Origin of the sequence: Microcoleus sp. CAWBG640 (assembly GCF_020883015.1) — a bacterium.
In the GTDB taxonomy this organism is placed as follows: Bacteria; Cyanobacteriota; Cyanobacteriia; order Cyanobacteriales; family Microcoleaceae; genus Microcoleus; species Microcoleus anatoxicus.
In genome coordinates, this window is sequence record NZ_JAHRFC010000047.1 from 1 (window position 1) to 19408 (window position 19408).

Here is a 19408-nt window from a genome sequence, read left to right on the forward strand (position 1 = left end):
AACACTCTTTGAGTCTCGGATGGATGTTTTTCAAGATATTCTCGGAGCTGGCTCATGTTTTTTGAGGTAAAATTCCATTATAATTTAAGAGCGATCGGCAAACTATTTCTTTTTGGGAGATGTCTATTACCTAGTACCCACCTAACTGAGAAAGGCTATATATGCTGACGATCGCCCAATAGTTGCAAATATATCTCACGTCATGACTTTTTGACAAGACAACTCCCGCACTCAGTCAATTTTCGGCTATGGTTGTGGCCTAGGCGCGATCGCATAGATTTTACTATACTATTGGAATTGACCTAGCTCATCTTTGGAAAAAACCGCAGCAATCCTATACAATCTAAATGCAGACCCAGCTCTACCAGACCACCTAAACCCATACCTCATGAGGTCGTTATTGTCAATGGTAAATTTTTTAGTTGATAAATTGCCTGAGTATTTTCAACCGATTACCATCCGTAAAAAACGCATGATTCAATTTTTTATAGCATTTCTCATCACCTTAATTAGTTATCAAGTAATCATAGAATTAATTACAGTACAAATTCCGATTTTCGGCTTTCACGATATTGTCGATTTGCAAAATCCCCAAGAAATACCTCCGCGACGGCGAGACTTTCCCGGCGACTATAGCCAGCAAAAATTAGAACCTTTTTTAGAGTCTTTAGTGGTCAATAACTATTGGTTTTTGTCAACCCAAGAACTTTATGATTATTTTTTAGCAACTACCCCAAAAATAGTTCCTGCTGAATATCGCGATCGCAAAAAAGTCATCATTTCATTTGACGATGGAAACAAAAGCATTTATACACACTTACTACCTATCTTAGAAAAACTAGAAAATAAATACGGTAAAAAAATTAAAGTAGTAGTATTTATTAACTCCGGCTTTTTCGGAACTCATCATTCCCTAATCAAAAAAGTCAACTGTCAAGACTTGAGAGATGGATTTAAAAAAGGATTTTACGATATTCAATCTCACGGACTAAATCACGAAAATTTAACCAAAATTTCCCTTCAAGCTTTAGACAGAGAACTGTCACAAGACCAAATCCGATTGAGAAAATGCACCCAAGACTTAGACCCCAATCAAACAGTCGCCTCTCACATAGCCTACCCCTTTGGCGCAATCAACAACCAAAGTGAGAAATATGTTGCCAAATACTACAAATCTGGATATTTATACGACAGTTTAAAATTAAAACTCCGCTTTTTCCCCCACAACCCCTATCGAATTTCCCGCTTGACTATCAACAACAAACACTCAACAAAAAAACTTATGAAAATGGCTTCAGGAAACTGGCTACACCGAACAATTGGCAAGTGAATTTGCTGAACTATATAGTTATTAAAAATACCAGAGGTTAGTGCATTGGAATACACAAAATCAGAACCACAAAACACAGTAAAAAACGAAAAAATGTTTCCTGTAGCTGCGGTTGCGAAACGCGCTGATGCCCTAGATGCACTGCGTGGCATAGCCGTTTTAGCAATGGTTTTATCAGGGACAATAGCCCGCAAAACATTACCCGCATGGATGTATCACGCCCAAGAACCGCCACCCATCCATGTCTTCAATCCTCAACTAGCTGGACTAACTTGGGTAGATTTAGTTTTCCCCTTTTTTCTGTTTGCAATGGGGGCCGCTATACCACTTGCTTTATCTCGTCGCATTGCTAAAGGAGAGAGTATAAATAAAGTGATTAGTTCTCTTTTACAAAGAGGATTTTTACTAGGTTCATTTGCGATATTCCTGCAACATATTCGACCCACTGTCATCGATCCCAACGAACCAGGCCCGCAAAAATGGTGGTTAGGCCTCTGTGGATTTTTAATCCTATTTTTTATGTTTCTTCGCTGGCCAACTAAGAAGTTTTCCTGGTTGCAAAAAGTCATAACCATTGCTGCTTGGAGTGCTGGATTTTTATTTGTATCTCGGATCAAATATCCCAACGGAATTGGGTTTGATTTCAACCGTAGCGATATTATCTTAGTTGTGCTGGCAAATATGGCCGTTTTTGGATCGGTAATTTGGCTGTTTACTCGTTCAAATACCTGGTTGCGAGTGGGATTATTAGGATTGCTGTTAGCCCTAGGACTATCTGCCCAAACTGATGGTTGGATTAAGTCAATTTGGCTGTATTCTCCTGCACCTTGGATTTTTCAATTTGATTATTTGAAGTATTTGTTTGTGGTGATTCCCGGTACTATTGTCGGGGATTTACTGTGTCGGTGGATAGAATATCATTCGCCAGAAGATGATAGGTATTCTCACTGGAACAATCGGCGATATTTCTGCATCATGGTTTTGATGTTTACGATTAATTTAGTGTTGCTAGTGGGATTACAAGCTAGATGGGTGTGGCAGACTAATTTAGTAGTTTTTGTGCTGTGTTTGTCTGGTTTAGTTTTTTTGCAAAAACCAGGAAATGTCACGGAAAATTTATTAAATCGCCTTTACGAATGGGGTTTTTATTGGGTGGTTTTGGGTTTACTATTTGAGCCTTATCAAGGTGGCATCAAGAAAGATTCAGCGACAATGAGTTACTTTTTTGTAACTACAGGTATGGCAATTTTTATGTTGATTGGCTTGACAATAATTATCGATGTGTTTCACCATAAACGCTGGTTGCAGCTATTTATTGACAATGGGGTGAATCCGATGATTGGTTATGTGGGATTTGCGAATATTGTGTGGCCAATTCTGGTGTTAAATAACTGGGAACCTGTGATTATTGAGATGACGGCAACCGATCCATTTATGGGTTTTTTGAGGGGATTTGGGTATACGGCAATTGTGGCGGTAATAGTGATGGTGTTTACTAGGTTTAAATTGTTTTTGAGAACGTGAGTTAATTAAAGGGCAAGTTTATCTTCAGGTATTGTATCGGAATGATTTAACTTTTCTAGAACACAGAGGACGCAGAGGGAGAGAATCGGACTCCGACAGAGAAACCGGGTTTTTTACTGAATCTGCGAGTAAAAACGGAGTATTTTTGTAAAAAACCCGGTTTCTCAACCCCGTGCGTAACTCCTATGGAAGTGATTTTAAAATGCCACTTTCTAATTGATAAATTGCTGCCATGATTCCGGTTTCAGGATTTTTTAGGAGTGATATTTTGACATCTTTTAAGTAACTTACAATGTGTTCCCGCAAAATCGGTCTTTCGACTTTCACTGTGTGATTGTAATCCCATAAATCCCACATGATAATCCCGATGCCGACAATCGGATCGATTAAACCTACTCCCAATTGACTCGCAACTGTACCGCCTGTTTTTGTAGCCATCTTGGCTGCGGCTTTTGTGGCAACTTTTGCTGTAACTTTGCTGCCAATCTTGCTAGCAATCCCCAAGATTAATGGCTTGGCAACTAAATAACCGCTGCCACCCACTAATACTTTTAATGATAAATTTGAGGGGTTTCCGTTATTGCTAATTGTGGTGGCAATATCATTGAGATATTTATCCCACTTTGCTTGAGGTATGTTATAATTACTTTGAACTACTTTGACATTTTTACTGATTTCTGCGATATATAGATTAACGGTATCTTGAGTGATTAATTGAAACCGCATTTGAGAGTTTCTGGGAACCAAGACGCGGTTGGCAAATTCTCTTTGAAAGTCTTCGGTTAATTTTTCGGAAACAGCTTGAGAGGCTGCATTCATATCAAATTTGTTGAGTACGGCTGATTTGAGGAAGTTGAAAGGTACGGTAAACTCCATCTTTTTTTGATTGAAGTAATCGAAGTACCAATCCAGGAAACTGTTGTCAACTCGCGCAATTAGTTCTGTTTCCCATTTGTCCAATTCTTTTGAAGCGAAATTTTCGGCAGTTGTATGGGCGGTTTGGATGGCGTTTTTAATGTCTTGGTTGACTTTGCTAAAATCGTGCGGCGGGGAAACTATGACTGCTGTGGTTGCAGTATTTGTTAAGGACTTGGAAATGATAAAATTACCTAACAGGGGAATAATTACTACCAGAATGACGATCGTCCAAATCATCGGTGTTACAGTTTTGATAAAGTGAGCGATCGCCTTGAGGCGTTCTGTTTTCTGTGAATAGGTGATTTTTTCCCGATCCTGATTCATGGTGATTCTGCAAGTGAGAAGAACTACTGGCTTGTTTCAATTATAGGTGGCGATTTGTGCGATCGTCTGAGATAATCTGGGCCCAGTTGGAACAAACTGCGTAAAACGGAGCTATCCGAAAGGCGATCGCGATTTTATATTCTCAGGAATTTTCGCGTCGCGTAAAAATTATTTGCTCGTCAGGTTGTCTGAATTCAATGTTGAAGACATCGAAGACAACTTCTCTTCCTAAAAGCAATTGTTCGCCACCTGTATCTTTTTGTAACCATGCCGTAGGAGCAACAAAACTATGTCCGTCAATAGTCATTTCTACATTTCGGATGACATACTCAACTGTTCCTCCAATGGTTTCTGCTAATAAACTTGATTCTGAATCAGCCAAAGCGTATCCTAAATCTTGACCAACTTTTAGCGATATTAAACTTAGTTCAGCACCGGAGTCTACTAACATTGCTGTGGATAATTCTATATCTCTATGCTTCAGTTTAACATAATAGTTTGGCTGCCAATCAGTGCGAGTAACTGCTCGAAAGCGAATCGGCAAAATCTGAACAGAAGCACAGTAGCGGGGAACTAAGTAAATCGCAAAAAGTTCTCCTGAAGCTTCAGCTAATCCCAAAACTTCTTGCAAGTTTTCACTGTGAGCGATTAATCGATCGGCATTATGGGCAATATATTGATTGCGATATAAATCTAATAACATCCGGCGGTTGCGCGTGAGCCATTTCAGCATTTCACGGCTTTCGCTAGGAGAGGGTGTTGTACTCATATATTTTGCGGGATGTAAAAATTAGTATAATAAAAACGGCTGGCTAGTTTCGATTATACTAGCTCGCACTTGCGATCGTGTGTTAAAAGACGAAAGTTGCGGAAAAAGTCTATAAAGCGGAGCTATTCCCAGAAAAACACTCATTTTAAATTCTTGACTCTATAAAAATTAAAGTGGTACTATCCTTGAATATACTTCAAGGTTTTAAATATGACCTTAGATCCTTTTGTCCGCAAGCTAGCTGCGATAAATCAAGCTTTATCTGCTCTTTCAGCAGAAAGCTGCACAACACCGGGATGCAATCAACCAGTGTCAAAACCAGGTCACAAATTATGCTATGACCATTGGAAAGCTAACAATGTTAAACCTGTTCAAGCTGTGTCACCGCCCAAACCTAAACCTCAACAATTTTCTGCCCCTTCACTTCTCTCCGCTACCACTATCAGCGAAAAACTAGAAATATCAAAACACAAAGTCAACCCAATTTTAGCAGAGTTAGGATTGGTGAATAAAGAGGGTAACGGCTGGGTAGCAACTAAACGGGGGATGGGTTTTGGGGCAGTGCAAAAAACCCACCCTCAAGACAATACTCCTTATGTACTTTGGCCAGAATCTATACTGACAAATCAAGTTTTTCTGGCGACTATTGAGAGCCTTAAAGGTAACAATTCGGAACCTATAAAAACAGAAGTAAACACAAAGCTAGGGTTCCGCGAGAAGTTTCGGGCTAGCGCACAGCATCGGACAACCGATGGTCATTTTGTGCGGTCTAAAGCTGAAGTTTTGATTGATAATTGGCTGTATATGGCGGAGCTAGTTCACGCCTATGAACGTCGCCTACCCATAGAGGAAGAAGCTTACTGTGACTTTTATATTCCTGGGGGGAAGGTGTATGTTGAATACTGGGGATATGAAAACGAGCCGGAGTATGCGGCGCGCAAGAAAGTGAAGCAAGAAGTGTATCAGAAGTACGAACTAAATCTGATTGAGCTTAATGATGAACATATCAAGAATTTGGATGATTATTTGCCGAAAATGTTATTAAAATTCGGCATAATTGTAAGTTGATTTAAAAGTGCGATCGCCCTTGAAGCGTGCCTCAAACTCGATCGCCCCAATCCGATTATCTTTTAGCCTGCTTTACTTAACACAAGCAGAAGGTACTGGTCAAGACTAACTCCTTCCCTTTCCGCTTTTTCTGCTAAACTTAAATGTAGAGATTTAGGAATTTGTAAAGATAGACTTCCACTATACTCAACCTCCGTTGCAGGTAAAGGAATCTCATCCCCGCACTCATAAGCAGTCTCTATCCACAATTCCCTAGCTTCCTGAATATTCTCCATCGCTTCGGACAAAGTTTCACCCTGAGACATACAGCCAGGAAGGTCTTTTATTATAGCTGTATAACCTTCAAGTTCTGGATAAAAACTGATAGCATATTTCAGGCTCAAGTAATAGTCTAGAGATTTAAGCTTGACTTTCATCTTTTAATTAAACTGTATCAGGAGCAGCTTGAATCCCCTTCAAAATACTCACTTCTAACTGATTAATTGCTGCCATAATGCCACTTTCTGGATTTTTTAGCAGTGAATTTTTAACTTGATCCAAGTAGGCTAAAATGTTCTGACGCAAAATCGGTCTTTCTACTTTGACTGTGTGATGGTAATCCCAGAGATCCCAAATCAATATACCTACAGCCACAATAGGATCTATCAGACTAACCCCAAGCTGACCGGCAACGGTTCCACCAGTTTTTGCTGCCATTTTTGCCGCAGCCTTTCCAGCAAACTTGGTCATAATTTTACTTCCTACCTTGCCTGCTAATCCAATAAGTAAAGGTTTAGCAACTATGTAACCGCCGCCGCCAATTAATACTCTTAATGAAAAATTGGATAGAGTGCCCTCCGTGTCATTAATGGTTACAGCAATATCATTCAGATACTTTTCCCACTCTCCTTGAGGGATGTTATAACTGCTTTGAATGCCTTTAATGTTATTGCCAAGTTCCGAGATATACAAGTTAGTGGTTTCTGTAGTGATTGACTCCAATCTCATTTGTGCAAGTTTGGGAACCAGTACCCGCTTAGCAAATTCTCTTTGAAAATCTTCAGTTAACTTCTCAGTAACCTTTTGAGATGCTGCTGACATATCAAACTTGTGAGTTACAGCAGAAACAATAAACTTAAAAGGAGTCGCAAACTCCATTGTTTTCTGATTAAAATAATCAAAGTACCAATCTAAGAAGCTATCGACGCGCCCGTTTAATTCTCCTTCCCATGTATCTAACTCTTTAGAAGCAAAATTCTCAGCAAGAGCGTGGGATTTGTTGATAGCACCTTGAATCTCTAGGTTAACTTTGCTCAAGTCAGGGGGTGCGGGAAGCGTAACTTTTGATACTGGAGATGATAATGAGCGGTTAGAAGTTACCGACTGTGAAATTATCCAGTTACCTAAAAGTGGAATAATTACCAGCCCGATAACACCTGCCCAAATTAGAGGGGTCACTGCTTTGAGCAACTTAGTTATGACTTTTAATCTATCTGTCTTTTCAGCATAAGTCGCGTTTTCATTTACTACCTGCTGCTCTAATTTAACTTGGCTATTTGAATCGATCGAGGGGCTGTCGGCTTGATTGGTAACATTAGTAACTAAGGCGCTCGCAGGTTCGCTGGCAGGCACTGGCTCTAAATTCTGGCTTGGCTCATCGTTCATATAAATTCCTTTGTTAATTAGAACTAAACGTTCATCTGCGTCAATCTGTCTACATCAGCGGTTCGTAAAAAAAATAAGGTGAGCAACGCCCACCCTACTATCTTACTAAAAACGACTAAACCTTCGCTTCATTCTTCACCAAATTACCCCAACCCAAATCCTTCAGCGAATTATTCCGGCGCAACGGGCGAGTCACCAACTCCAAAATATCCCGCGCATTTCCAAAGCCGTGAATCTGAGCAAAAGTAAACTCAACAGACCACTTAGTATTAATTCCCCGCGCTTCCAAAGGATTAGCGTGGGCCATACCGGTAATTACCAAGTCGATATTCTGCGCGTAAATCCGCTGTAGCTGATTGTAATTGTCCGGTTTTTCGACAATCCGAGGAGTCGGAACTCCCATCTCGTGACAAGTCTTTTCTAACAACGCCAATTCGGCGGCTTGATAGCGCTTGTCCATGTAAGGAATGCCGATTTCTGGACAAGTCATGCCGCAGCGAATCAAGAAACGTGCTAAAGAAATCTCCAGCAAATTGTCACCCATGAAGAAGACTGATTTGCCGCGAATTATTTGCAGATAATCTTCTAAACCAGCCCAGATTTGGGCTTCCCGTTCGTCTAAACCTTTGGGTTCAATTCCTAACACTGAGCAAATCTTTTCAATCCAAGCGCGGGTTCCGTCAGGTCCGATCGGGAATGGGGCACCAATTAGCTTACACTTACGGCGGCGCATCAACGTAGAAGCGGTACGGGACAAGAACGGATTCATGCCAGATACATAATAGCCTTCTTCCAAAACTGGCAATTCAGTGTAACGCTTGGAAGGAAGCCAACCGGAAACTTTGATTCCTTGCTTCTTCAATTCTAAGGTGAGCTGAGTGACAACCGGATCGGGTAAAGAACCGAAAAGTACCAGCGGTGTGTGCTTGACATATTCCGATTCATCTGCTGCAACTTCCTCTTTTTTCTTGCCGAAATTCAGCAGTTGAGAGATAGCATTGCGTTCTACTTTCTGAGATTCCATGACAGGTGCTTTTTCAGGGCACTTAGCAGCCATGGCGGCCAAAACGGTATCTTCCCCTTGGGTAAAGGCGTAGTCTAAGCCATTGGCGCGGGCTGTGACGATGGGAATGCCAATTTCGGCTTCCAGCCTTGGTGCTAAACCTTCCAAGTCCATTTTGATGATTTCGGTGGTGCAAGTGCCGATCCAGACAATTACACTGGGGTTGCGATCGCGCTTAATTTGCAAACACAGCCGCTTTAACTCTTCATAATCATTCAATTGAGCGGAAATATCACCCTCTTCCAACTCAGCCATCGCATAGCGAGGTTCAGCAAAAATCATCACACCCATGGCATTTTGCAAGAAATAGCCACAAGTCTTAGTACCGATGACCAAGAAAAAGCTATCTTCAATTTTTTGATAAAGCCAAGCTACGCAGCTAATCGGACAAAATGTGTGATAATTACCAGTTTCGCATTCAAAATTTAAAGCTTCAGGTTCAGTAGTAGTAATAGCAGTCATAGCCTAAATTTTCTCCGTTTAAATTAATTGTTTTTTGTCGGGAACTGGAACTTACGCAAGAGAATACAAAATTTGAGCAAATAAGATCTGTGTGAGGGGGAAACTGCCCTCACAGCAGGCATTTAGTTTATCTAAACCCGTGAACGCAAAATACCTTTTGGTAGTTGTGAGTTTGAGCTGATTAAGAATTAATAACTCGAAACTCACAACCGCAAGATTCCTGAAGGAGAGGAGAGATTAGGAGAGATTTGGGCGATCGCCAAAACCTTACTTAAAATCCGACAAAAAGCCCGAAATTTCTTCATCCTCGTCGTCGGAATCCAAATCACTCAGACCTAAAGCATCTAAATCATCTTCATCAGGGTCTCCGGTGGTCGCTTCCCCCAAATCATCAAGTCCCAGATCGTCGAGATCGTCGTCATCAGATACAGAGAATTCGTCAATTCCATCTTCATCCAAGTCACCTAGATCGAGTTCCAGGTCATTGGAGGTCGCGTCTCCAAAAGGGTCGGGTATCACTTCCGCCACAAAATCTTCATCTTCTTCTCCAAAGGGATCGGATATCTCTGTTTCGATATCCCCTGAAGTCAAAGTCCCAAATTCTGAGGCTTCATCTTCGTCGTCATCACCTAGGTCAAAAGCGCCCAAAGCCGAGGCTTCTTCATCTTCGTCATCATCACCTAAGTCCAGGCCCAAAGCTGAGGCTTCTTCATCCTCGTCATCATCCATGGCGAAGTCGGAGACAGCCTCTTCTTCGTCATCATCCATGTCGAAGTCAGAGACAGCCTCTTCTTCGTCATCATCATCCATGTCGAAGTCAGAGACAGCCTCTTCTTCGTCATCATCATCCATGTCGAAGTCGGAGACAGCCTCTTCTTCGTCATCATCCATGTCGAAATCGGAGACAGCCTCTTCTTCGTCATCATCATCCATGTCGAAGTCAGAGATTGCCTCTGCTTCATCATCATCATCCATATCGAAGTCAGAGACAGCCTCTGCTTCATCATCATCATCCATATCGAAGTCGGAGACAGCCTCTTCTTCCTCATCCTCAAACCCATCCAAGGATTCCTCATCAGAGGAACTAAGTGCTGACGCTACCGCGGCAGCACCGGCTACTCCAGCGACCAATCCTGCTCCCGCTAAGACCGCAGCGCCTAATGGATTAGATTTGGTGGCTGCGGGGGCTGCTGGCTCAGGGGTGGCTGCCGGAGCAGCGGTGAGAGTTGCAGCGACAGGGGTCGGAACGGCGGTCGGTGCTGTGACAGTTAGAGATTGACCAGCAGTAGGTTGAGCCGTAGGTTGAGCAATAAGTTGAACAGCATCTGAGGACATACCCAGAGCTAAGTCTGGGTCAAAATTTAGCCCCAGCACTTCGATGAGGCTGTCTGCATCCGGCTTGAGTTTTGAGAAGGGCAGCATTAATTGCTGGAGTTCCGGCTCCAGAGCAGCCGCAATTCCCAGGATGAGGTAAGAAACAGGCCTTTTCCCGCCGTCGGGTGTGGCGACCGTGTTGTCAGCCGTCATGTGCAGGAGCAGCCAAGCTCGATTTGCCTGGTAGTAGTCCAACCACTTCTGTTTGAGAGCAACTGAAAAAGTATCAAAAAAAGCCATAACCTCTTTATCCTCATCCTGATCGCTAGACCTATTAAACCATCATCAGGTTTAGCTCATCTTCCTCTTTCTTGACCACAGGTTGAACTGGATTTAGATAAAAATCTGACAGCAAGGAGAATAATTCGCGATCTGGCGTGTCATTGGGAACTACTCCTTCAGGTCTTGCCAAGATTTGGTCGGCGATATTGAGGTAGTAGTCGCAGACGTAGTTGAGGGATGGATCGTGCTCGGCCATTTCAAACAATGTTTTGCCTTTGACGCGAGAAACGCGGATGTCTTCAATTAGGGGCAACACTTCCAGCACCGGCATGGGTACTGTGTCTATGTATTTGTCAATCAAGTCACGCTTGGAGGTGCGGTTGCCAATTAAACCAGCGAGTCGCAGGGGGTGAGTGCGGGCTTTTTCGCGGACTGAGGCGGCGATGCGGTTGGCGGCAAATAGGGCATCGAATCCGTTGTCGGTAACAATCATGCAGTAGTCAGCGTAGTTCAATGGGGCGGCAAAACCACCACACACGACGTCGCCTAGTACGTCAAACAGGATGATGTCGTATTCGTCAAAGGCATTGAGTTCTTTGAGCAGTTTGACGGTTTCGCCCACGACGTAGCCGCCACAACCAGCTCCTGCGGGGGGGCCGCCTGCTTCTACGCAGTCAACGCCGCCGTAGCCTTTGTAGATGACATCTTCAGGCCAAACGTCTTCGTAGTGGTAGTCCTTTTCCTGAAGGGTGTCAATAATTGTTGGGATCAAGAAGCCAGTCAGGGTAAATGTGCTGTCGTGCTTTGGATCGCAACCGATTTGCAAAACTTTTTTGCCGCGTTTGGCTAAGGCAACGGAGATGTTGCAGCTTGTTGTCGATTTGCCAATTCCACCTTTTCCGTAAACTGCTAGTTTCACTCTTTGTTCTCCTATAGGTTTCTCTGAAAACGATCGGGGTTTGGGGTTTCACGCATTCATGTTGCGATCGCCCGGTGCGGCCATACCCAACTCCTGTGCCCTTAATGCAATGCCCCACTGCAATGCTTTTTTTGTCTCTTTCGGAGTCGGCTTTGTTATCTCTTTGAAAGCATTATTAGCTAACTTGCTGGGAAAAGAAAGGGGGCACAAAAATGAAAACGCTAGTAAATTAGTTCATTTTGCATCTTTGGGAATCATAGCTGGTTTTTCAATCTCACAGTCTATTTTTAGGTTTTTTTTAGATTTAAAAGCTATTTTATAGTATTACTTTTAAATAAATAGGTACAAAAATAAAACAAAACTTTACTTATGAAACAATCTGGACTTTGAGCTTTGAGTCTGGGATACAGACAGTTGGGGACTTGTGCGGGGAATTACTGCGGGTAAAAAGCGACTGATGGATGGGGCGAACTCGGAGTGAGTTCGACTAATGGGCTCTGGCGAGGTCAAATTCAAGTTAGCAGAAAGGGATTGCAGGTGATTTTGATGCGCTTTCTGGGATTTTGTAAAATATTGTAAATTTTTAGGAATACTTGGCTGATGACGGTTGACATTCCTGGATGCAATCCGACTAAAGAAACAGGGTTTTTTACCGACTGTGCGGGATGCAACCTGTGTATTTTTGCTAAAAAACCCGGTTTCTCAGTCCCCATGCGTCCAGAACTATGTTGACTAATGTTATGGGTTATTAGCAGCCCCAAGGGAGTAACAAATAACCAATAACTAATGACAACTGACGATCGGAATTTCGATCGCAAACTCAGTACCTACTCCAGTTTCAGAAACGCATTCCAGCCGCCCCCCGTGTTGTTCCACAATTAAGTGGTAAGAAATAGACAGTCCCAACCCCGTACCCTTACCCACAGGTTTTGTTGTAAAAAATGGGTCAAATAATTTAGAGCGAATACGATCGGGTATGCCGCCACCATTGTCGGAAATTCGGATCGCCACAAAACCCTTGTCAATCACTTCCGTGCGAATAGTAATAGCGGGAGGACTCAAGGGAGAACTAACAGTTGGCTGGGGTGGATTTGTGCTATTTCCCATGAACCATTTACCCTTCTTGATTTCTTCATCCACAGCATCTATAGCATTACTGATAATATTCATTAACACTTGATTTATCTGACCTGCACAGCACTCAACCTGGGGCAAATCGCCGTATTCTTTAATGATTTGAATAGCTGGATGTCCGCCTTGAGCTTTGAGTCGGTGCTGCAAAATCAGCAAAGTGCTGTCAATGCCTTCGTGAATGTCCACTAGCTTGATGTTAGCTTGATCCGATCGCGAAAAATTACGCATTGACAAAACTATTTGGCGGATGCGATCGGTTCCTACCTGCATGGAAGACAGAATTTTAGATAAGTCTTCCACTAAAAAATCGATTTCAATATCTGCTGCTGCTTCCCTAATTTCAGACACTGGTTCCGGGTAGTGATGCTGGTAAAGTTCCAAGAGTTGAATTAATTCTTTGACGTAATGACTGGTGTGGGAAAGATTGCCATAAATAAAATTAACTGGATTATTAATTTCATGGGCAATACCGGCAATCATTTGTCCCAAAGAAGACATTTTTTCTGTTTGGACAAGTTGACTTTGAGTTTGCTGTAACTTCCGCACAGTTTGCTCTAATTCCTGGGCTTGTATCTTCAAGGAATTTTGCTTGCGTCGCAGCACTTCTTCAACTCGCTGACGTTTAATAATGTCTCGTCTCAACAATTCATTAGATTCTAAAAGTTGAGCAGTGCGTTCTTCAACTTGTTTTTTCAAGTCGTCATGAGCTTGGCGTAGAGCTTCTTCTGCCCGTTGTCGCTCTAAAATTTCTTGCTGCAATTGCTGATTTGCCAGTTGAAGTTGGGAGGCTCTATCATCCACTGCTTGTTGCAAAATTTCGATGGTGCCGTACATTTCAGATGGATTAAAAACGGGCGGCAAACTTGACTGAGACACTACACCCAAAAGCTCTCCCTGAGTGCCAATTACGACCAAGCGGCGGACACAATGCCGCTGCATTTCCTGGTGAGCTTTCCACAGGGAATCAGTGGGAGATACACAAAATAGGGGGAAACTCATGGCATCAGCCACGGAGATTTGGGAGAAATTTAATTCGAGGGCGTGAAACTGCACGATATCGCGCTCAGTGACTATACCTACAGGAATTAATGGTGCGGAATTGGTGGTGAGAAATGGACTATTTTCGGTTGGTGCGATCGCGGGTTGTGGATGGTCAATTGGGGTGTCAACGATCGCGATGTAATTGACTTGATGCTTGACCATGAGCTGCGCTAAATCGAGGGCTGAGGCAGTTTTTGGCGCATAAATGACTTCTTTGGTCATCACATCTGCTACACAGCGTAAATTGCTTTGTAGGTTAACTGGTTGCAGAGCTTCGTAAATTGCTTCGCGGGTGATGATTCCCAAAAGTCGATCGTCGGCGTCCACTAAGGGTAAATGCCGGATTTCGTGTTGTCGCAACAGGAAGATGGCGGTGAAAATATCTGGAGAATCGGATTGTTTGAGAGTAATGGGCGATGAAGTCATCACGTCAGCGATCGTCAGACCGATCGAACAAGCGGATGCCGTGGTTAACTTGATGATATCCCGCTCAGTGAAAATACCGATGAGTCGCGATTCTTTGACTACTAACACGCAACTGCGTTTGGTAGAGTTGGAAACTGGGTGTGGTCGATCGCCCGAAATGTGACAGGATATCCGCATCGGGTTCATCAGAGCCAATACCTTGGCGATGGGAGTTTCTGGAGTAACTATGAGAGGATGGCGATCGATCGCGCTATCTAAAGGTGACGAATAGAGGGGGCGAGTTTTTTGTGTGGTGGTTGATGAACAGGATTTAATGGGTAATGGCTGTGGGTCACAATTTCGGAAATGCTGCAATTTGTGTTCCTGGAGCATAGTTTTTTATTAATTTTTCTTAATGAATTGTTACAATTTTGAAGAATTTTCTGGTCAGACGCCAGTATTAAGTACAGAACTTATGCAAAAGCTAAGAAAAAAAGGGTTTTTGAGTTAAGCGTTGGGCTTAAATCACACCAGGTTTGTTGTTCAGAAACCCAGTTTCTGAATCCTTCGTGAAGTAGTAGATGAAAGATGTTCGATCGCCTTAAATCTCATTTTTGGCCAAACCCCTTGTTTAATTTTTAATTTTTAATTGTTATGTCGTGGATGCCCTTAAGTCACCGGATTCATCATTTGCCCCTGATTTTAGCTGGTCCAATTTTACGTCGGACAGAAAGCCAGGCTGTGACTGTTTGGCTAGCTCTGAAAGCACCTCGCCAAGTCGAACTCCAGGTTTACTCGACGGAGAGCGGAACTGGCGAAAAGATCGATCGACCTTTGCTCCAAGGTACTGCTTCTACCGTGCCACTGGGCCAATACCTGCACGTAGTGGCCGTGACTGCCAAGCCGATCGACAGCAATTGCTTGACATCTGGGCAAATATATGCTTATAATATCGAGTTTGCTGGTTGCGAGTCGTCGGCAGTTCCAGGAGTGGAAAATGAGACAGAAAATCTCCTTTCTTGCCTGTGGCCTATCGCCGAGGATTTGTCGTGTTTGGGACCTGGGACGATCGGTTATTTCGATCACCAGTTGCCCACTTTTGCCCTACCACCGCAGGATTTAAACTATTTGCGGATTGTTCACGGTTCTTGTCGCAAGCCCCACGGAGGCGGACGAGATGCACTGCCAATCTTGGATAGTTCGATCGAACAGTTCGCAGGAATGGCAAATTCCAGACCTCACCAACTGTTTTTAACGGGTGACCAAATTTACGGGGACGATGTTGCCGATCCGATGTTGTGGGCTTTAACCGATGCTGGTGATGCACTATTGGGCTGGAAAGAGAATTTGCCCCTGACGAATGTTCAAATTCAAGATAATTTGTGTACCAGTATACCTAAAAATCGGGAAAAAAGAAATAAGATTCGCGATCGAGTAACAGTTTCTACGGAGTCCCAATTTCAGCAACAGCGAGAAGTTGAGTATAAATACAAACAACCAGTTGATTTGAAACCGGGAACTCGCACCGATATTGCTAGAGATTTTGGTGGCTTTACAGCAATGTTGGTGAATAAACCAGACAATGCGAAAAATCATTTGTTTGGTTTGGGCGAATATTGTGCGATGTATTTGTTAGTTTGGTCCCCTGTGCTTTGGTGCAAGGGTTTTCCCAAAGGTAAGGATATTTGTGATAATGCCAAGCAGGCAAAAGTGTGGGATCGAGAAGCTTTTGAACTGGAAAGTTTTGCTCGCAATCTGTGGAGAGTCAGGAGGGCGATCGCCAATATTCCTACTTATACCATTTGTGACGACCATGATGTGAGCGATGACTGGTATTTGAATCGAGAATGGTGTCACCGGGTGCTGGGTAAACCCTTGGGGCGACGGGTAGTGCAGAATGCTTTGCTGGCTTATGCTGTGTTTCAGGGTTGGGGAAATACGCCACAACAGTTCGATGCAGGAAATGTGGGAGAGAAATTATTAACAACTGCTGCAAAATGGTCGGATTCTGCTGGGAGTGATGATTTAGCTTGGGAAAAAGTGGGTAAGTATTTGGGGATTCCGGCTGTTGATATTGAGACTAATTTGCCCAAGTTTAAATTAGATCGAGATGTTTTAATTTTGGATCGGGATGATGAGGTGTTGGATTGGCATTTTACGATTAGAAGTTTTAAGCATGAGGTGATTGTGCTGGATACGCGGACTTGGCGGGGCTATCCGACGGAAAGTGCGATCGATCCGCCAATGCTTTTGACTCATAAAGGTTTTGAGGAGCAAATTCAGCAGCCTTTGAAAGAAACGGAATTGTTGAATGCAACTGGGAAGTTGGAGATTGAGGCAACTTTGGTTGTTTTACCTACAAATTTGGTGGGTTTGTGGATTATTGATGCAGTGCAAAAGTGGGATGTGGAGCACGGGAAGGTTTTTAATAGTGATGCGGGGGATGCTTGGAATTTTCATGAGTTGGCTTTTGTGAAGTTGTTGGCGGAGTTTTTTAAGCGGCGCGGGAGGGTGATTGTGTTGACGGGGGATATTCATTATGCTGCTGCTGTGCGATTGAGTTATTGGTCGGATTGTCATTTTGGGGATTCTAGGCCGGAAATTAACAGGCAAGATGCCTGTTCCACAGGGGAGGGGAATGAGGGAGTTTTGGGTTTGAATTTAGCGGGGTATAAGTCGAGTTGTCAGTATTCTGTGTTGGCACAGTTGACTGCTAGTGCTTTGATTAATGAGGAGTGGAAAACTCATTTGATTCATACTAAGATTAAGTCATTGTTTCCTGAGCCGAGTCACGAGTGTTTGGGATGGAATGAGCCGCTGGAATTGGTGAAAGTTTCGAGGGTTAATAGAAAGAAGTCTGTGGCGGCGGCTGTTAAAAATAAACAATCTTTGCCTGATTGGGGTTATCGGATTGATTGGATGAAACGACAAAAAGCTCGCGTGTTTTTGCAGCATACAGGTGAGGGTTTGTCAAGTAAATCTGCTAAGTTGTCGTTGGTGCAGAGATTGTGGCAGATTGTGTCGCTGTTGTGGCGCAATCGCTGGCTGCAAGAGGGTGATGAGATTGTGGGATATAGCAATATTGCGATCGTTAGTTTTCAGTGGCCCGGTGATGGTGATGGGGAGAAAGCAGTGATTCAAAATGTTTATTGGCGGCCTGTTTGGGCACCGGATAGTGTGGTTTATAGTCAATATTTTGTGTCCCTAGAAACAAATCAGGATGATTAGAAACCAGGCGGTTTTAACCGCGTCTACACAGTGATAGTTATGGGGGATTATTCGTTATATCAAATCCGTTGACATCGGAATTATTATTTCTCTCTTCTCTTTCTCTGTGTCCTCTGTGTTCTCTGTGGTTAAATCATTCCGATGCAACGGTCAACGATATTATAGGGAAACATCAAGAAAAGCATCAAAAGTTGCCCGATCGCACATAGCCACTTGAGCACCCATTTTAGTCACGCACAAAGCGCCCGCAGCAGCCCCCCAAACCACCGCCTCCTCCAAGGACAAACCAGCATCTAAGGCGGCCGCCAAACCGCCGTTAAAAGCATCACCAGCACCCACAGTATCGATCGCCTCCACCGCAAAAGCCGGGACAAACAAAGTCCGATCGGCAGTCACAGCAACCACACCGCGATCGCCCAATTTGACGATCGCATTCTTCACACCCCGCTCCTGCAATTTTTTGGCCGCTTTAATCGCAGTTTCTGTATCATGCACCGCAAAGCCGACTAATTGACTAGCCTCCACTTCATTGGGCGCGATCGTATCAATTAGCGGATAAAGCTCTAGTGGCAAATCGGAACGAGCCGGAGCCGGATCTAGAATCACTCGCACCCCCGCTTCACAGGCAATCAAAGCAGCCCTGTGGACAACTTCCAGGGGAATTTCTAACTGCAACAACAAGCTTGTAGCACCGGGCAACAGTTTTTGGAGACGTTCGATATCGGCATCACCAAGATGATTATTCGCGCCCGGAATCACAATAATATTATTTTGCCCGCCATCGTCTACGGCGATAATTGCTACACCTGAATGAGAGTTTTGGTCGATCGATATATTGTCTGTATTTAAACCAAAAGATTGTAAATTTGTCAACAATTCTTCCCCAAAATTATCATTGCCGACGCGCCCAATCATGTGAGTAGAAACGCCAAGACGGGCGGCTGCCACCGCTTGATTGGCTCCTTTGCCACCGCCTGCTGTCAAGAAATTGCTACCAATAATAGTTTCCCCTGGTACTGGCAACCGAGGGGTTTTAGCCACCAGGTCGAGATTGATACTTCCAAATACGATGATGCTCATAGGGGATGGGGGATGGGGGATAGTTCAGGGGGCGATCGGGCATGGGGACGAACAACTAACAAATAACTAATAACAAATTAACTAATAACTAATAACTAATAACAAATAACAAATAACGTGTTACAACAGGTATGATCTACATCGGTCAATTCAATGGCTGCACTCACTCTCGATCGCAATCCCTGTGTCCTGCTGGTGGAAACCGACGAAGTTCTCGCCGGACACTTGAGTCTGGACTTGAAATCCTCTGGCTACGAACCGATAGTGGCTTCTAACATCGCCACGGGGAAACTTTTAGCCCAGGAATTGCACCCAGCTTTGATTGTGATTGACAGGATGTTAGGCCCTGAGTCGGGACTATCCCTATGTTCTCACATCAGGAGTGGGGGGAGTCGAGTGCCGGTGTTGCTGTTGATCGGGCGTGATACAGTGGACGATCGGGTGGCTTGTCTGGAAGCTGGCGCTGATGATTATTTTCTTAAACCTTACCGCACTGAGGAGTTTTTGCAGTTGGTGCGGTTGTATTTGCAGCCGGATACTACCAGCAACAACCAATTGAGGTTTGGCGATTTAGTCTTGGATTTGGCTAGTCGGCGCGCCCTACGCAACGATCGCGCGATCGACCTGACTATGAAGGAATATGAACTGTTAAAGTATTTGATGGAACATCCCCGCGAGGTGTTGACTCGCGAACAAATTCTGGAAAATGTTTGGGGTTACGATTTTCTGGGTGAATCCAACGTAATTGAGGTTTATATTCGCTATTTGCGGCTCAAGATTGAAGATGAGGGTGAAAAGCGGTTGATTCAGACGGTACGTGGTGTGGGCTATGTGATGCGGGAATCTTGAAAAAGTTTGAGGGAAGCAGAATTGCAGGTAGTGGAAAGTAGAGAAACCGGGTTG

Annotated in this window: 15 protein-coding genes; 5 read left to right on the plus strand and 10 right to left on the minus strand. The window is 43.7% G+C overall.

Annotated features, from left to right (window positions below):
* The first annotated feature begins 406 nt into the window (after positions 1-406).
* Complete coding sequence (locus AAFP11_RS20630; protein ID WP_341738751.1) at positions 407-1330, plus strand: polysaccharide deacetylase family protein; 924 nt, start codon at positions 407-409, stop codon at positions 1328-1330.
* Positions 1331-1375: 45 nt separating this feature from the next.
* On the plus strand, positions 1376-2854 hold the full coding sequence (locus tag AAFP11_RS20635) for a DUF5009 domain-containing protein (protein WP_341738752.1): 1479 nt from the start codon (positions 1376-1378) through the stop codon (positions 2852-2854).
* 183 nt (positions 2855-3037) lie between these two features.
* Here the strand turns inward: AAFP11_RS20635 and AAFP11_RS20640 are convergent, their stop codons facing one another.
* Positions 3038-4096 carry a hypothetical protein gene (locus AAFP11_RS20640; RefSeq protein WP_341738753.1) on the minus strand — a complete coding sequence of 353 codons (1059 nt, stop codon included), beginning with the start codon at positions 4094-4096 and terminating at the stop codon, positions 3038-3040.
* 142 nt (positions 4097-4238) lie between these two features.
* Complete coding sequence (locus tag AAFP11_RS20645) at positions 4239-4865, minus strand: retropepsin-like domain-containing protein (RefSeq protein ID WP_341738754.1); 627 nt, start codon at positions 4863-4865, stop codon at positions 4239-4241.
* Between the two features lie 210 nt (positions 4866-5075).
* On the opposite strand from AAFP11_RS20645, the gene AAFP11_RS20650 reads away from it, so the two are divergent.
* Positions 5076-5933: a hypothetical protein gene (locus AAFP11_RS20650; protein WP_341738755.1), complete on the plus strand. Its 858-nt coding sequence runs from the start codon at positions 5076-5078 to the stop codon at positions 5931-5933.
* Between the two features lie 62 nt (positions 5934-5995).
* Here the strand turns inward: AAFP11_RS20650 and AAFP11_RS20655 are convergent, their stop codons facing one another.
* The 7 genes from AAFP11_RS20655 to AAFP11_RS20685 form a co-directional block, all read right to left on the minus strand.
* A complete protein-coding gene (locus tag AAFP11_RS20655; RefSeq protein ID WP_341738756.1) occupies positions 5996-6349 on the minus strand; it encodes a type II toxin-antitoxin system HicB family antitoxin in 354 nt (117 codons plus the stop codon).
* Between the two features lie 7 nt (positions 6350-6356).
* Positions 6357-7577, minus strand: coding sequence for a hypothetical protein (locus AAFP11_RS20660; RefSeq protein WP_341738757.1), 1221 nt, complete (start codon positions 7575-7577; stop codon positions 6357-6359).
* A 115-nt stretch (positions 7578-7692) separates the two neighbouring features.
* Positions 7693-9102: a ferredoxin:protochlorophyllide reductase (ATP-dependent) subunit N gene (locus AAFP11_RS20665; RefSeq protein WP_341738758.1), complete on the minus strand. Its 1410-nt coding sequence runs from the start codon at positions 9100-9102 to the stop codon at positions 7693-7695.
* A gap of 267 nt (positions 9103-9369) precedes the next feature.
* The gene (locus AAFP11_RS20670) at positions 9370-10716 is read right to left on the minus strand and encodes a DUF5331 domain-containing protein (protein ID WP_341738759.1); all 1347 of its coding nucleotides are present in this window, start codon (positions 10714-10716) and stop codon (positions 9370-9372) included.
* A gap of 34 nt (positions 10717-10750) precedes the next feature.
* Positions 10751-11617, minus strand: a complete 867-nt coding sequence (bchL, locus tag AAFP11_RS20675; protein ID WP_341738760.1) for a ferredoxin:protochlorophyllide reductase (ATP-dependent) iron-sulfur ATP-binding protein — start codon at positions 11615-11617, stop codon at positions 10751-10753.
* 48 nt (positions 11618-11665) lie between these two features.
* Positions 11666-11827 (minus strand): hypothetical protein, encoded by a 162-nt coding sequence (locus tag AAFP11_RS20680; protein ID WP_341738761.1) that lies wholly within the window; start codon positions 11825-11827, stop codon positions 11666-11668.
* 573 nt (positions 11828-12400) lie between these two features.
* Complete coding sequence (locus tag AAFP11_RS20685; protein WP_341738762.1) at positions 12401-14590, minus strand: CBS domain-containing protein; 2190 nt, start codon at positions 14588-14590, stop codon at positions 12401-12403.
* A 348-nt stretch (positions 14591-14938) separates the two neighbouring features.
* Here AAFP11_RS20685 and AAFP11_RS20690 point away from each other — a divergent pair, with 348 nt between their 5' ends.
* On the plus strand, positions 14939-17425 hold the full coding sequence (locus AAFP11_RS20690) for a PhoD-like phosphatase (RefSeq protein WP_341738763.1): 2487 nt from the start codon (positions 14939-14941) through the stop codon (positions 17423-17425).
* Between the two features lie 159 nt (positions 17426-17584).
* Here the strand turns inward: AAFP11_RS20690 and rbsK are convergent, their stop codons facing one another.
* Positions 17585-18505, minus strand: a complete 921-nt coding sequence (rbsK, locus tag AAFP11_RS20695) for a ribokinase (protein ID WP_341738764.1) — start codon at positions 18503-18505, stop codon at positions 17585-17587.
* Positions 18506-18658: 153 nt separating this feature from the next.
* Here rbsK and AAFP11_RS20700 point away from each other — a divergent pair, with 153 nt between their 5' ends.
* Complete coding sequence (locus AAFP11_RS20700) at positions 18659-19354, plus strand: response regulator transcription factor (RefSeq protein ID WP_340519303.1); 696 nt, start codon at positions 18659-18661, stop codon at positions 19352-19354.
* Positions 19355-19408: the final 54 nt, after the last annotated feature.

Excerpts from the sequence above, each read along its gene's own strand:
- AAFP11_RS20655 (WP_341738756.1), bottom strand. The coding sequence starts at position 6,349 with ATGAAAGTCAAGCTTAAATCTCTAGACTATTACTTGAGCCTGAAATAT.
- rbsK (WP_341738764.1), bottom strand. The coding sequence starts at position 18,505 with ATGAGCATCATCGTATTTGGAAGTATCAATCTCGACCTGGTGGCTAAA.
- AAFP11_RS20645 (WP_341738754.1), bottom strand. The coding sequence starts at position 4,865 with ATGAGTACAACACCCTCTCCTAGCGAAAGCCGTGAAATGCTGAAATGG.
- AAFP11_RS20650 (WP_341738755.1), top strand. The coding sequence starts at position 5,076 with ATGACCTTAGATCCTTTTGTCCGCAAGCTAGCTGCGATAAATCAAGCT.
- AAFP11_RS20640 (WP_341738753.1), bottom strand. The coding sequence starts at position 4,096 with ATGAATCAGGATCGGGAAAAAATCACCTATTCACAGAAAACAGAACGC.
- AAFP11_RS20660 (WP_341738757.1), bottom strand. The coding sequence starts at position 7,577 with ATGAACGATGAGCCAAGCCAGAATTTAGAGCCAGTGCCTGCCAGCGAA.
- AAFP11_RS20670 (WP_341738759.1), bottom strand. The coding sequence starts at position 10,716 with ATGGCTTTTTTTGATACTTTTTCAGTTGCTCTCAAACAGAAGTGGTTG.
- AAFP11_RS20700 (WP_340519303.1), top strand. The coding sequence starts at position 18,659 with ATGGCTGCACTCACTCTCGATCGCAATCCCTGTGTCCTGCTGGTGGAA.
- AAFP11_RS20665 (WP_341738758.1), bottom strand. The coding sequence starts at position 9,102 with ATGACTGCTATTACTACTACTGAACCTGAAGCTTTAAATTTTGAATGC.
- AAFP11_RS20685 (WP_341738762.1), bottom strand. The coding sequence starts at position 14,590 with ATGCTCCAGGAACACAAATTGCAGCATTTCCGAAATTGTGACCCACAG.
- AAFP11_RS20630 (WP_341738751.1), top strand. The coding sequence starts at position 407 with ATGGTAAATTTTTTAGTTGATAAATTGCCTGAGTATTTTCAACCGATT.